The sequence below is a fragment of the Luteibacter mycovicinus genome (assembly GCF_000745235.1).
GTDB lineage: Bacteria > Pseudomonadota > Gammaproteobacteria > Xanthomonadales > Rhodanobacteraceae > Luteibacter > Luteibacter mycovicinus.
On sequence record NZ_JQNL01000001.1, the window covers coordinates 4,083,412 to 4,095,954 of the forward strand.

Here is a 12,543-nt window from a genome sequence, read left to right on the forward strand (position 1 = left end):
CGGCGCTATTTCACGAAGACCTGCCAGACGAGCACGCCATCGCTCTCCACGCGACGAGCCACCGTGATTGTGCCGTCGTCGTACACAACGTCCGTCCAGGCGGGCGCGATCGCGACCTGCTGTACCGCATCCGTGCCCACCGGCAGGGCCAGTACCGAGCCACTGACGATCGTGAAGGCTGCACGCGGCACGCCAGCCGCATCTGCGACCTCGACGTAGCGCAGACCCTCGCGGGTGAACTCGAACACCTGGTACTCCGGCGACAGGCTCAGGTTGCTGCTGGCCGGGCTGGTCTTGCCCAGCTCACTCGAGCTGGCTACGGCGGCGCGGCCCTTGGGCTTGCCGTTGTCGCCCGAAGCGCAGCAAACCGGCTCCGCGGCCCAGCTGGCGGTGAGGGGTGCGAGCAATAGCAGTGCCGCGAGTGTGTGAATCGATTTCATGAACGCTCATCTCCTGGTAGTGACACGTGGTGCGCCGGCACTGTCGTTCCTGGCTCGGGTGCGGGCGAAGTCTGCCACGCCGACGCGCTTGAATTGTTTAGGCTGCGGCCTCGGTGTCGTCGGTCGCTTCGTCGTCTTCATCCTGCGCCGGGTGGTCGCTGGCCGCGGCCTTATTCTCTAGCTCGACGTGCGTGGTGTAACCGCCCGAGCCGGTCAGCCGGTGGGTCGCCTTGGCCACGATCCACTCGAACGCGCCAATGACTTCACCCCATCCTTGCAGCGTCACGGGCATTTCCGGCACGAGGTCCGGGCGGCCGGCAGCCAGCTCGAGTTCGAACGTGGCCGCGCCCCTCTTGATGCGTGCCATTTCTGCGGCCGCCGCGCGCTTGGCCTCGGCCGGGCTCGCGTATTTCCCGCGCAGCACCTTGATATGTCCTTTCTCGCCAGACAGCGCGGTTTTGCCTCGTGCGGCGTCGACGTCGTGCCAGCCTGCGCGTACGCCTGTGTAGGCGTCACGCTTGGCCTGATGAAAGCGGTGACGGTCACCGGTCGCGCGGGTCAGGGTGAGCGTGGGAAGCGTCGTACCGCTGACGGTGGTGGCCTTGCCGACCGGCCCGAAGATCAGATAGCCGTTCTTCACCGTGGCCACGGCATCCCACATCTCGCCCAGGCGGCGCAGCATGGCGATGTCGCTCTCGGTCTGGTCGATCTGTTCGACGGTGACGCTGGCCAGCGCCGGCGACACGCGAGGCGTGAGGCCGTTCTCGCCGGCGATCACCTTCACCACGTGACCGATCGTCGTATTTGAGAAGCTGCGTTCCTTGCGGGTGTTGATGCCGCTGGCCAGCTTCGCGCTGCGACCGCGCACGGTGATCATGTCCGGTGTGCCAGCGTGCTCGATCTCATCGACCACATACGTGCCCTGCAGCTGCACGCCGCTGCCATCGAAGCCCAGCATCACCGCCACCGTGACGCCGGTCCTGGGCAGCGACAGGCGCCCGTCGGTGGCATCGAACGAGAGGTCCAACTGGTCGGCATGGCCGGCGCGGCTGGTGGTGATGGTGAGCTCGGAGAGCCGCGGGCGCAGGCGGTCGGTGAGGTCGGTACCGTCGATGGTGACGCGGTAGTTCGCCCGGGTGAGGGCATTGGCGTCGGCCATTACTTCGCGGCCTGCTGGCTGGTTTCGGGCTTCTCGTTCGCGGGCATGCTGTCGTCGCGCGTGAGCGTCAGGGAGAACTCGACCAGGCGCGGCGTACCGTCGGCGAAATGGCCACGCTGCGTCGTCTGGAGGCTGTCGATGTGGTAGGTGCCGTAGACGTAGCCGGCGCCATCCACGAGCAGGTAGGCCTCGCCACCGCGACCCATGTCCTCCAGGCGTGTGATCGAGGCCAGCGTGCCGGTGACGCTCGGCGCGACGGTGCCGGCGAGGTTGATCTGTTCCTCGCCGGGCCCGAGCTTCTGGTAGGCGTCGCGGTCGCCGACACGCACCGCCGCCGCGTGCTTGAACTGCATGGAGCGTTGCAGCTTGTCGTAGCCGGCCGTGGAGGTGCCGAACGGGAAGGGCCCCAATGCAAGCATGTACATGGTCAATCCTTGTCGTGGTAACTGGAGCGCGACTCGGCAGCGCGTTTACGGCGCTCGTTGGCGAACGCATCGTTTACGGCGCGAGTAGCCTCTTCGTGGGACATGCCGCGTGCGTCGACGTGCACCTGATAGGTGTCGCCGCCACCGCCGCGCATCGGGATCGCCTGGGGTTTAACGATGTTGCCGCCGACGGCGCCGCCGCTGCCGACCGGATTACGGGCGATCGCCTCGGTGATCTGCCGCGCGCGATCGCTGTCGCCAGGCATGATCCACTGGAGCGGCTCCGGGCTCGTGGTGGATCCACCGTTGATCTTCTGCCACATCGCGTACAGCCGCTCGATCACGCCACGCACCGCCTGGATCTTCGACTCGATCCAGCCCAACGCCGCGGCCGCGGCATCGCGCACGGACGACCACAGGCCGGCGAAGAAATCCCGCACCGGCCCCCAGCTGGTGACCACGAAGCCCGCGGCGGTACCGATCGCCTGGCCCAGCAGGACGAAGAGGCGGACGCCGAAGGTGATCGCTTCAATGACACCACCCATCACGGCGCCGATGACCCGGCCGAAACCCGCGCCATTGGCGCGCGCGGCGTCCAGCTGCTGCGTCGTGGCCTGCACGGGCTGGATCAGCTGGGTAAACCACTGCCAGGCCGATTGCAACCAGCCGGCCAGCACGCCGAACGCATCCGCCAGCGGTGCGAGGGCGACCTTCACGCTGGCCAGCGCTGGCGACACGCCCTGAGCGATACCCTGGCCTACGCCTTCGAACCAGGCGGTGATCGGACCCCAGTATTTGCGGACGGCCAGCGCCACGGCGGCCACGACGACGATCAGGCCGCAGACAATGGCGACGGTCGTCATCGAGGCGCCTGCGATGCCCATCAGCACGCCGCGCGCAGCAACACCCACCCGCGACAGCAATCCGGCTTGTGCCGCCCCGCCTGTGGCCGTGGAGGCGGCCGCGGCGCCGGACCCCGTAGCCGCGGCCGCGCCACCCAGGATGCGGGAGAGCGCCAGGCGAATGCCAGCAGCCTTGAAGGCGAAGCGAAGCATGGCCAGCTGACTGAGCAAACCGCCCAGGGCGATCATCAGTCCGCCAGCGGCGGTCATCAGCACGCCGAAGCCGCCGGCGGTAACGGTAAACGCCTTGGCGATGCGCGGGTGCGCCTCGGCGAACCGGTTCAGGCCCCGCACGATGGCCACGAGCTTACTCAGGCCGGCCACGTACATGGGCAGCACCTGCGTGCCGAGCTCGCGATAGAGATCCCGCTTCTTCGCCTCGAGGTCGATTTCCATCCCGCCGGCGGTGCCGCGTGCTTCGTCGTACAGCGCATTGACGCCGTAGGCCTTGGGCACGGCCGCCAGGTGCTTGGCGATGTTGGCCCGCTCCAGATACAGCGAGGCGAACAGGTCACCACCCTTGCGGCCGGAGAAGAGCGCATTGATCTTGCTGACGACCTGCTGGTCGGAGAGCGCGCCGTGCGGATTGATCTTGGGGATGACGCGCGTCATCAGGTATTCGAACGGGTTGCTGCGGTAGAGCTCGCCTTCCTTGAGCGCGTCGGGCAAAACCTTCTTCACGTGGCCCGTGGTGCCGTACAGCACCGAATCCTTTTTCAGCAGGCCGAGCTTGTAGAGCTCTTCGGCCGACTGCTGGGTGGAGCGCCCGGCGGCCCAGTTCTGATAGCCGGTGGCCAGACCGGTACCGGCGCGGTGACCGCCCATTTCCTGCATCGTGTGCAGCAGGCCGAAGAAGAACGAGGTGTCGTCCAGCTGCTTGGCCGCGACGCCGCCGGTCTTGATCATGTTGAGCAGGTCTTCGGGCTTCACCAGGCCGCCCGAGCCGACGTAGGCCTGCGTGGCGAAGTCCAGCACGCGTTTCAGGCTTTCCGGATTCTTCGCCGCGCCGCGCAGCTCGGCAACCTTGAGCAGGTCCATGAACATGGTCTCGGCATTCTGCCCATGTCCCTCGCCATGGCCGCCCTGTGCCATCACGGCCTCGATGCCGAACTTCATGCGGGCAAGGTAGGGCGCGACCTGCTCGGCCTCGTGCATGTCGCGCAGGACGCTGTTGGCTTCCTTCACCAGCTTGAGGTTGTCCGTGGCGCTCGACCCGATCACGTCCATGCCGTGGGCGAACTTCACCGCATCGGCCACGGCGGCGTCGCCGATGCCCTGAGCACGGAGTTGGGAGACCTGCACCTGGAAGGCCTTGGCCTCATCGATCGTCGGACGCACGGCCGCGATGACGCCCTGGCCGGTGGCCAGTGCCGCGGCACCGCCCACGGCCAGGTGGGCGCCGGTGGCCTGTGATTGCTGCATTTGCGATCGCGCGGCGCCCATCCGGCGCTGCTGCTCGCTGATGGCGCCCAGTTTCGTTTTCTGCGTGGTGAGAGCGGCGTTGGTGCCCTCGATATCGGCGCGCAGCTGCTTTTCGAAGCTGGCCAGCTTCTTCGTGTTGACCCCGGCCGATGCCATCTGCGTGTGTACTTCGCGCAGTTTCACCGCGTGCGCGCTGTACGCGCGTTCCGCACCTTGCACCGCGGCCTTGGCCTGAACCAATGCTGCCGTCTGCTTCTTCGTCGGGTTCACGGCGGCGTTGTGGGCTGCCGTGACCGCCTTGAGATTGTCGCGCGCCGTCTTCAGCTCGCGCTGGAGCTCGGCCGTGCCGCGTTTGAGGTTCTTGAACGCGTTGACCGTGCCTTGCGTTTTCTCCAGCTCGCGCAGGCGATCGCGGGTTTCCTTGAGCGCCTTGGCCGTCTTGCCCGACTCGCCGCTGATGGATCGCAGCGGCGCGGTGACCTTCTCGACCATCGACAGCAGCACTTTGAGGCTAAGGTCCATATCACTCCTGTTTCGCGCCGCTGCGTTCGACGGCGCGTTCGTGCCACACCATGAGTTCGGCAGGCCCCATGCTGTCCATGTCGCGGGGCGCCCAGTGGAAGACGACGGCGAGATCCGCCATCACGTCCTCTACGCGGTCAGGAATGAGTCCTTCGCCTGCTTCGTCAACAAAAAACCGGAGACCTCCGTGGCGATCTGTACCAGGTCGGCCGGATCCAGCGCGGCGACCTCGGGCTTGGTAAGCGTGGGCACGGTGATGCGCGGCAGGACGGTTTCCAGGGCGGCCACGTCCATGTTGAGCAGGTTGATGAGCGAGGTGCCACGCAGCTCGCCGGCAGTGGGCTTGCGGACCATGATCTGGGTCAGCTGGCCGTCGCCGCGGGCGATCGGGGTTTCGAGGGTGACGGTCTTCTGCACGATTTCCATGGGTGTTCCTTGAGAAAGGTGTGGCGCTCGGGTGCGGGCGCCGTGGAGTGAGGGAGGCGCGCTATCGCTGCCGGGGCAGCGAGTCGGTTTAGACGATCCAGGAACCCATAGCCGCGCGCTGGGCGGCGAGCACGTCGATGCCGTCAACGATGAGGATGTTGTTCAGCGCGTCGTACTCGATCATGACCTTGCCGTTGATGGTCTCGCGGTAGTACGCGCACGGCATGGTGTATTTGAAGTCGCCGACGGTCTGGGTCTTTGCATCGCCCGGATCGATTTCCTTGTAGCGACCGCGCACGTAGACCTCGACGGAATCGTAAGCGCCGGTGGCGTCGTTCTGGTACGCGCCGACGAAGCGCAGACCCACGGCATCGACCGTCGTCGCGGCGTACGCTCGCAGAGCGGAAATCAGGAAGCCGTTGCCCGAGAACGAGCACTCCACCTTGTCCTGACCCATGTCGATTTCGACCGGGCCGGCCATGCCGCCGTTGTTCACGTCCTCGGTCTTGCGGGTGAGCTTGGGGCGGGTGAACGACGAGATGAGGCCAGCCCAGTTGTCGCTGTCCTGGAACACGTTGTAGTTCTTGAGCACGCGGGGGAGGCTCATGGGTGTATCTCCAATGCGAGGAAGGTGCCGGCAGGGTCAGCTGCCGGCGAGGGGATCAGCCGACCGACACCGCGGCCGAGAGCGTGGCGAAGTAGGTGTCGGTGAAGCTCTGCTTGTTGGTGACCTGCTCGAACGGCGGCACCGGCGTGTATTCGTAGGAGATGGCGAACCGGCCGTTCTTCATGTCGTCGGTCGAATTGAGCGACGGATCGAACCAGGCTTTGCCACCCAGGATCTCACCCTCGCGGACCATCTGGCGGATCTTGCGGTTGAAGCCGTCGATGACCTCGCGGATGAGGATCGCCGAGGCCGGCTGGTCGATGTACGGGAACACAGCCTCGGCCATCGAGTCGGCCAGCACCTGCGCCGTGCGGGTGTAGGACTCGAAGATGTACGTCGCCGAATCGCACGTGCGCGAGCCCCAGAAGCGGAAGCCCTCACGGCCGATGAGCGTGGTGATGCCCTGGGCGTTCAGCAGGTCTGCGTCGGTACCGGTCTGCTGCAGGGCGAAGTACACGTCGCGATCGATGCCCGTGACGCCGTTGACCGGCACGTTGGAGAGGGTCTTGTGGAAGCCGATGTCCTGGTCGATTTGCGCGCGCAGGCCCAGGGCGATGGCGATGGTCATGGCCTTGGCGGCCGCGGCCTTGGCCGGGTCGAAATAGGTGAAATCCGGCCAGATGAGCGTCAGCTCGCGGGCGGCAAAACCCTTGCGGTAGAGAAGGGCGTTGGCCACGCTGTCCGAGGCCCCACAGCTGGCATAGACGAAGGCGCGGAGCTTCTGCGCCACGATGACGAGCGCCGTGGTCACCTCGAGCAGGTCGTGGCCGGGCACGCCCAGAATGCGCGGGCGCACACCCAGCTTGGCTTCGGCCGTCAGCAGCGCCTGCATGCCCGTGTAGGCGCCGGACGCATCCACGCCGCCGATGATCTTGGCGCTGGTCGCCGCATCGTCGGCACCTTCCTCCACGCGCACCACGATCACAGGACAGGTCACCTGGTCCGCGATCGCTGACAGCGACTTGGCCAGGGTACCGGCAACGCCGGCCTTAGCGATCGCCGTCTTGGGCTGGGTGATGAGCACCGCCTGATTCAGCGGGAACGCGGCAGCATCGGCGTCGGAAGCGGTACAGACCATGCCGATGACGGCGGTGGAGACGGTGGTAACGGAGAGCGGTGCGGCCGAGGATTCGTCGGTGCGCGAGCCGTGGTGGTATTCGGTGGCCATGAGGGGTCCTCGCTTCGTGGGGCGGTCAGTTGCCGTTGACGTTCTGGTTGGTGTAGATCGTGGTGTCCGAGCGCTTCACCCCGTCCTTGAAGAGGTGCAGGACGATGGTTGCGCTCGAGGAGGCGGTGGTGCCGGTCAGCTGTGCCTGTGCGTAGGCGCGGCAGTAATGGTCTGCCGTCATCGCATAGCGATTGCCGTTGTTGGGCGAGTCACAGTCGATGCCGTTCGAGGCGTTGCCGACGGTCGATTGGTTCTGCAGCGTGTAATCGAAGCTGCAGGACCACTGCGATGCGGATGACCCATCAGTGAGCCAGGTGCCCGATGCGACTGTCGTGATGTCGGAGGTGCTGCGCCACCGCTGCACTTGCCACGTCCCGTTCGCGGAGACCAGGAACCTGAACCCGGCTCCGCCACGCGACTGGTTGTTGTCGTTGAAGGTCTGGCCGTTGCATGACAGCGCGTAGACAGCCGTTCCCTTGGCCGCCCACTGTTTGCCGACGTCGCCGACGCCCGAAGCGTTGAAACCGCTGTAGGGGCCGGGTGTGCCGTACGCTGCCGACGCATACTTCGTGCCGGCGTTGCCCCCCACCTTCAGACCTGCGGCGAGATAGCCGTTGCCGACAACGTCGGGGTCATACAGGTTTTCGAGGTCGTTGCCAGCAGCCTTGTAGCCAGGCATATCGGTCAGCCCTCGCTGCCCGGGACGGCCGGCATGGATGCCGCTACGATCGCGTAGGCTTCGTCGTAGAGCGCGGCATAGGCGGCTTTGATGAGCAGCACAATGCCACCAACCGATACGTTACTGAGATCGGCGTCGGTCACCGGGTCGACAAGGCCTTCGCCAAACTTGCGCGGGGCGATCTCGTAGACCGTCTTGTCCAGGTTGTACCAGTCGCCGCCGATCGACAGCCACTTTTCGTTCTGGAACAGATGCGGACGCGACTGAAAACGCACCGTAGCGGCCTGCGACTCCGGGTTGTAGAACAGATAGGTGTTCTCGGCGATCATTTCGCGGACGATGCCTTCCGCAATGGTTTCGGTGCGGGGATTCATTTGAGGGCCTCCAGTGTGTCGATGCGCTTGGCGAGCTTCGCGATGTAGCTCTCCAGTTCCTTGATATGGAGCGCGTTATCCGCGCCCATTTCCACGGCCATGCCGAGGTTGTTGACGGTCAAGCGCTTCTTGGACCGCGCGCCCTTCTCGCTCGATTTCGTTTCGGTCTCATTGACGTGGTGCGACGCCTTCTTCTGCACCCACTGCGCGATCGCGCCTTCGCCGTACGAGCCATCGGCTTTCATCTGCCAGGACGAATAGCCCTTGGCGATGTGAAGAGCCAGGCCGCGCGTGACGGCCTTGCGCTTGATGTTGAATTTCAGGCGGCGGTCGGAGTAGTTGAACCACTGCGTTACATTGATGAGGCCGTTCCAGTTGAGCACGTAGGAGCTGTTCGCGTTCTGGCGCTGAATGCTGCACAAGTCGTCGCCGGAGCCGTTGTAACCGTGCCAATACATGGCACCGTTCGCACCCATGCCCGTAAAGCGAAATGGTGCCCCGTTGGTAAAGGTGTTGTCCGCCGCGTAGAACGCGGCCGCGCCTACATGATTTGTCGGGGTCTGGAAGAACCAGTTGGTACCGATGTCGACGTATCCAAACGAGCTGCTGCCGTAGCCAAAGCGCATCAAGAAGCCGACGCTGTTACTGCTCGCGCCGAAGTCAAGCCACGCCTGCGAGGACGAATCCACAAGGCGCTCCATTCGCCAAAAAACCGAGTCCCATCCGTTTGTGGGGCTCGACGTCCGCCACGCAACGGTGCGCAATGCATCGGAGTTACTGTCACTTACGGCAGTGCGCCACGTGGCAAGCCCAGCGTTAGCGGACTGCGAGAGCGATCCAGCGGTGTTCTGCACCAGGCCGGTGAAGGTTGGGCTGGCAATAGGCGCTTTCGTGTCGAGCGTCGATTGAAGATTGGTGACGTCGCCGATAACGTGCGTGTGCACTTTCGCCGCTTTGCCATCCAGCGCATCGTTCAAGCCGATCACGTCGGTCATTGCGTGCGAATGCACTTTGGCCGCCGCGCCGATATCGGCGAGCACCTGAGCCGGGGTGCGCGGCACGAGCGGATCGCCTGCTTTGGCGGAACCGGTCAGGAAGCTCCCCGCAGTCACGGCGCCCAGGCCCGTGCCGCCACGGACGAGCGGCAGGATGCCCGTGGTGATGTCGGCCGCGTCGTGGGTATGGGGCGCGGGCGGGAACGCCGCCGGCACGCCGGTAAGGTTGGCGTACGATCGGTAATACGCGCCTTCTTTGCCGTCGAGCAGGTCGGCGTCAAGGCCGTTCCCGCTCCCTGTATCGAAGGTGGCGGCCGCCTTGAGGCCCAGGGCCAGACGGAAGGCGTCGACCTTGGCAATCGTCAGCAGCGACTTCACAAAGTCAGTTGGCGCGCCCAGGCCCAGACGTGCGTTGAGCGCGGCCAAGAGACTCTTCGGTGTCACGGTGCGCGTGCTGTCGGCGCCGGCGACGGTTTCGTCGTCGGTGGCCAGCTCGCTTACGCCCAGGCGCTCGGTGGTGGCTTGCGGATTACTGAAATTGGCGTCGCCGAAGATGATCTGCGTCGCGTTGACGTCGGCGAACTGCACGTCGACGGCAAGCAGCATGGCCGCCTGAGCCGACTTCTGGACAATCACGTCCGCCTGGCCGTAGGAGGCGAACAGCGTGCCGTCGGTCAGGTAGATGCCGAAGCCGCGCACGCTGTACGAGGCGCCGTCCGTGGTGTCGCTGATGGTGACGTGCATGGTATCGGCGGCGGTGGCACCGCCGGCGATGGTGGCGATGCGCTTGATTTCGTCGGGGAGCGGGTTGCCCGGGGCAAACGCGGTCGACGTGATACCAGCGGTGGCCACCAGTACGGCGTTAGTGCCGTTGCCGGCGGCGTTACGCAGGGCAGCGCGACCGGCCGCGGTGATTGTCAGCACGAGGGCGGCCATCAGGACGAGACTCCGTTGAACGAAAGGCGGCGATAGGACAGCGGACGCGCGGCGGCGATCAGGCCGACGCCGCCCATGGACTGCATGCCCTGGGTAAAGGTGAAGTGCGAACGGGCAGGCTTGGCACGCCGGACCTCGGCGATGATGTCGTCCACGAACTCGGCCGACGCCTGCTGGCCGCCTTGGGTCGGGACGGTGAGGATCAGGGAGAAGGTGTGCGGCACGCCCATCGGCGTGGTCTGCCACCACTCGGTGATTTCGACGTGGCCACCGAACGATTCCACGACATCGCGTACCGCCTTGGCCGTGCCCTTGCGGCGTGCAATGTCGATCGCGCTCTTGACACGGTTACGCTTGACGACCTCGGACCAATAGGGCTTCCACGAGTCCACCGAGAGCGACCAGGCGAGCCACGGCAGCAGGTCGGCGGAGATGGTGTCCGGGTTCCACAGGGTGCCGATGGCGACCGGCAAATCGAGCAGGGACAAACCCACCTGTTCGAGGGCGCGCTCGAGCTCGGTCGCGTTAGCGGGCAGGAGGCTATTCACCGATGCCCTCATAGGTCAGCTGCTTGCCGGTGCAATACGCGGCCTGCGTATCCGAGACCACGATGGTGGCGGCCGGCGAATCGATGATGACGTTCTGGATGCCGGGCACTTGCAGAGCGGCATACAGCGCCGAGAGGGTGATATCGCGGCCCAGCCGGCGCGAGGCGGCGAGGTAGGCATCGAGATTGGCCGCGGCCGCGGCCAGCGCCACGGAGGAATCCGGGCCGGCGAACGACCATAGCCGTGCCTGCAAGGCGAAGGGCACGATTTCCGCCGACTGCACGGTGACGAAATCGGTCAGCGGCCGCACGTTTTCGGCGCTCACCGTGGCATTGACGGTGTTGAGCAAGGCGGCGCTGGCCGTGCCGTCGTCGGTACGGGAAAGGACGGACACCACCACGTAGCCCGGCTGTGGGCTGGTCGCGCTGGCATCGAGCACGTCGCCGGACGCACTGCGCGCATGAAATTCGTAGGCTGCCTCGGGGCCGGCGACGGAAAAGGAGGCCGGCGCCAGGGTGATGCGATCGCGGAAGTCGTCGTCGGACTCCATCACCGCATCGGGAATGCCGTTCGCGGGATCGGCCGGGGTGATGACCAGGCGGAGCACACCCAGAAGGGCGGCCAGGTTATCGAGGTTGCTGCCGGTGGCTTGAGCCAGCATGTTCGCCCGCGAGGCGTCGTTGACGTGCTGCCGCAGATTCATCGCGACATAGGCAAACACCTGCAAGATCTTCGCCGGCGACGACGACTCGAGGTCGATATTGAAATCCGGTTTGAGCTCCTTGAACTTTGCCTTGGCGGCCGCGTAGAGGGTCTCGAAATCGAGGGTCTCCACCACGTCCGGCGGCGGCAGCTTGCTAAGCTGGATGGCGTCGGTCATGCGTTCGCGCCCTTGGCGATCGCCAGGCGAAAGCTCTGCGCCGCGCCGGAGTCGGTCAGCACCGAATCGATGATCAGCTCGAACGCGCCCTGGAACGCGTCAGCGGCGACCAGCGCGACGCGCTTGACGGCGATGCGCGGTTCCCAGCGGCGAAGCGCCGTGGCGACGGCGGAATAGAACAGCGTGCGGTTGGCGGCGTTGGCCGGCGCGTCGATCATCGCCGGTGCCCATGAGCCGTAATCGCGCCGTGCGATGCGCGTGCCGATCAGGGTCCAGACGATATCGTTGATCGACTGGCGTACGTCTTCGTACTCAGCGGTGTCCGCGCCGGTGAAGTGGTCCATTCCCGTCATTGCGGCGCGGCCGTGGTGGCGGAGCCGGCCTGCACGCCGGGATGCTTGTGGCCCTTGCCGCTGATACCGGCCGCGATAACGTCCGTGTCGCCCGTGACCGTCTGTTTTGAGTGCACGTCGCCGTCGACGCTGACGTTCTTCGTCACGGCAAGGTTGCCGTCCAGCGTCGCGTCGCCGGTGAAGAGGAAACCACCAGGTGCGCTGACTTCGACGCGGCCGCCGCCGGGCAGCACGCCCTGGAGCAGGTGCTTCACCTGGTCGTACAGCAGCACGGCGCCATCGCCGAAGGCCATGACGACGTTGTCCGCTGTGGCGCCCTCGGGTGCGGGGAATGCGTCGGAGAAGATGCCGCAAAGGGCTACGCCGCTGGCCGGGTCACCGAAGGGGGAGAGAACCAGCACCTGCTCGCCAACGGCTGGGGGAGACCACTGGCGAAGGGATTTGCCGGCGCGCGGCGCGAGCCACGGCAGCGGCGCAGTAAGGAGTCCTCCGACCTGCACGCGCACGCGTGCGGGCTTGATGGTCACGGATTGAACCGTACCGTACCGGATGAGGTTGGCCTGGGTGCGGGCAAGGTCGGAGGACATGCCCGGCAGCTTCGCCAATGGCATTTGCCCGCGCACGCGGCGCGTGTTCTAAAGCGGTGT

15 protein-coding genes are annotated in these 12,543 nt (G+C 65.7%); all 15 read right to left on the bottom strand.

What is annotated here, in order from left to right; genetic code table 11:
* Window positions 1–5: 5 nt before the first annotated feature.
* The 15 genes from FA85_RS18270 to FA85_RS18335 all read right to left on the bottom strand — a co-directional run bounded on the left by FA85_RS18270 (window position 6) and on the right by FA85_RS18335 (window position 12,483).
* Window positions 6–440, bottom strand: coding sequence for a hypothetical protein (locus FA85_RS18270; RefSeq protein ID WP_036129229.1), 435 nt, complete (start codon window positions 438–440; stop codon window positions 6–8).
* 97 nt (window positions 441–537) lie between these two features.
* Window positions 538–1,599, bottom strand: coding sequence for a contractile injection system protein, VgrG/Pvc8 family (locus FA85_RS18275; protein WP_081908602.1), 1,062 nt, complete (start codon window positions 1,597–1,599; stop codon window positions 538–540).
* Window positions 1,599–2,024 carry a phage tail protein gene (locus FA85_RS18280; protein ID WP_051974362.1) on the bottom strand — a complete coding sequence of 142 codons (426 nt, stop codon included), beginning with the start codon at window positions 2,022–2,024 and terminating at the stop codon, window positions 1,599–1,601. The genes FA85_RS18275 and FA85_RS18280 overlap by 1 nt, the downstream gene beginning before the upstream one ends.
* Window positions 2,025–2,026: 2 nt before the next feature.
* Window positions 2,027–4,870: a phage tail tape measure protein gene (locus tag FA85_RS18285; RefSeq protein WP_036129230.1), complete on the bottom strand. Its 2,844-nt coding sequence runs from the start codon at window positions 4,868–4,870 to the stop codon at window positions 2,027–2,029.
* A gap of 1 nt (window position 4,871) precedes the next feature.
* Window positions 4,872–4,991, bottom strand: a complete 120-nt coding sequence (locus tag FA85_RS21620) for a GpE family phage tail protein (RefSeq protein WP_081908603.1) — start codon at window positions 4,989–4,991, stop codon at window positions 4,872–4,874.
* Between the two features lie 8 nt (window positions 4,992–4,999).
* Window positions 5,000–5,296 carry a phage tail assembly protein gene (locus tag FA85_RS18290; RefSeq protein WP_036129232.1) on the bottom strand — a complete coding sequence of 99 codons (297 nt, stop codon included), beginning with the start codon at window positions 5,294–5,296 and terminating at the stop codon, window positions 5,000–5,002.
* An 88-nt stretch (window positions 5,297–5,384) separates the two neighbouring features.
* Complete coding sequence (locus FA85_RS18295) at window positions 5,385–5,903, bottom strand: phage major tail tube protein (protein ID WP_036129233.1); 519 nt, start codon at window positions 5,901–5,903, stop codon at window positions 5,385–5,387.
* Window positions 5,904–5,958: 55 nt separating this feature from the next.
* Window positions 5,959–7,131: a phage tail sheath subtilisin-like domain-containing protein gene (locus tag FA85_RS18300; protein WP_036129237.1), complete on the bottom strand. Its 1,173-nt coding sequence runs from the start codon at window positions 7,129–7,131 to the stop codon at window positions 5,959–5,961.
* Window positions 7,132–7,156: 25 nt separating this feature from the next.
* Entirely contained in the window at window positions 7,157–7,810 is a 654-nt protein-coding gene (locus FA85_RS18305; RefSeq protein WP_036129240.1) for a hypothetical protein, read from the bottom strand.
* A 5-nt stretch (window positions 7,811–7,815) separates the two neighbouring features.
* Window positions 7,816–8,184, bottom strand: coding sequence for a hypothetical protein (locus FA85_RS18310; RefSeq protein ID WP_036129243.1), 369 nt, complete (start codon window positions 8,182–8,184; stop codon window positions 7,816–7,818).
* A complete protein-coding gene (locus FA85_RS21220) occupies window positions 8,181–10,115 on the bottom strand; it encodes a phage tail fiber repeat family protein (protein ID WP_051974363.1) in 1,935 nt (644 codons plus the stop codon). Before FA85_RS21220 ends, FA85_RS18310 begins: the two co-directional genes overlap by 4 nt.
* Entirely contained in the window at window positions 10,115–10,675 is a 561-nt protein-coding gene (locus FA85_RS18320) for a phage tail protein I (protein WP_036129246.1), read from the bottom strand. Before FA85_RS18320 ends, FA85_RS21220 begins: the two co-directional genes overlap by 1 nt.
* Entirely contained in the window at window positions 10,656–11,543 is an 888-nt protein-coding gene (locus FA85_RS18325) for a baseplate assembly protein (protein WP_036129249.1), read from the bottom strand. Before FA85_RS18325 ends, FA85_RS18320 begins: the two co-directional genes overlap by 20 nt.
* Window positions 11,540–11,887 carry a GPW/gp25 family protein gene (locus FA85_RS18330; protein WP_197056591.1) on the bottom strand — a complete coding sequence of 116 codons (348 nt, stop codon included), beginning with the start codon at window positions 11,885–11,887 and terminating at the stop codon, window positions 11,540–11,542. Before FA85_RS18330 ends, FA85_RS18325 begins: the two co-directional genes overlap by 4 nt.
* Before the next feature lie 5 nt (window positions 11,888–11,892).
* Window positions 11,893–12,483 carry a phage baseplate assembly protein V gene (locus tag FA85_RS18335; RefSeq protein ID WP_036129357.1) on the bottom strand — a complete coding sequence of 197 codons (591 nt, stop codon included), beginning with the start codon at window positions 12,481–12,483 and terminating at the stop codon, window positions 11,893–11,895.
* Between the last annotated feature and the right edge of the window lie 60 nt (window positions 12,484–12,543).

Coding starts and splice junctions, on each gene's coding strand:
- FA85_RS18270 (WP_036129229.1), bottom strand. CDS start 440: ATGAAATCGATTCACACACTCGCGGCACTGCTATTGCTCGCACCCCTC.
- FA85_RS18275 (WP_081908602.1), bottom strand. CDS start 1,599: ATGGCCGACGCCAATGCCCTCACCCGGGCGAACTACCGCGTCACCATC.
- FA85_RS18280 (WP_051974362.1), bottom strand. CDS start 2,024: ATGTACATGCTTGCATTGGGGCCCTTCCCGTTCGGCACCTCCACGGCC.
- FA85_RS18285 (WP_036129230.1), bottom strand. CDS start 4,870: ATGGACCTTAGCCTCAAAGTGCTGCTGTCGATGGTCGAGAAGGTCACC.
- FA85_RS21620 (WP_081908603.1), bottom strand. CDS start 4,991: ATGGCGGATCTCGCCGTCGTCTTCCACTGGGCGCCCCGCGACATGGAC.
- FA85_RS18290 (WP_036129232.1), bottom strand. CDS start 5,296: ATGGAAATCGTGCAGAAGACCGTCACCCTCGAAACCCCGATCGCCCGC.
- FA85_RS18295 (WP_036129233.1), bottom strand. CDS start 5,903: ATGAGCCTCCCCCGCGTGCTCAAGAACTACAACGTGTTCCAGGACAGC.
- FA85_RS18300 (WP_036129237.1), bottom strand. CDS start 7,131: ATGGCCACCGAATACCACCACGGCTCGCGCACCGACGAATCCTCGGCC.
- FA85_RS18305 (WP_036129240.1), bottom strand. CDS start 7,810: ATGCCTGGCTACAAGGCTGCTGGCAACGACCTCGAAAACCTGTATGAC.
- FA85_RS18310 (WP_036129243.1), bottom strand. CDS start 8,184: ATGAATCCCCGCACCGAAACCATTGCGGAAGGCATCGTCCGCGAAATG.
- FA85_RS21220 (WP_051974363.1), bottom strand. CDS start 10,115: ATGGCCGCCCTCGTGCTGACAATCACCGCGGCCGGTCGCGCTGCCCTG.
- FA85_RS18320 (WP_036129246.1), bottom strand. CDS start 10,675: ATGAGGGCATCGGTGAATAGCCTCCTGCCCGCTAACGCGACCGAGCTC.
- FA85_RS18325 (WP_036129249.1), bottom strand. CDS start 11,543: ATGACCGACGCCATCCAGCTTAGCAAGCTGCCGCCGCCGGACGTGGTG.
- FA85_RS18330 (WP_197056591.1), bottom strand. CDS start 11,887: ATGGACCACTTCACCGGCGCGGACACCGCTGAGTACGAAGACGTACGC.
- FA85_RS18335 (WP_036129357.1), bottom strand. CDS start 12,483: ATGTCCTCCGACCTTGCCCGCACCCAGGCCAACCTCATCCGGTACGGT.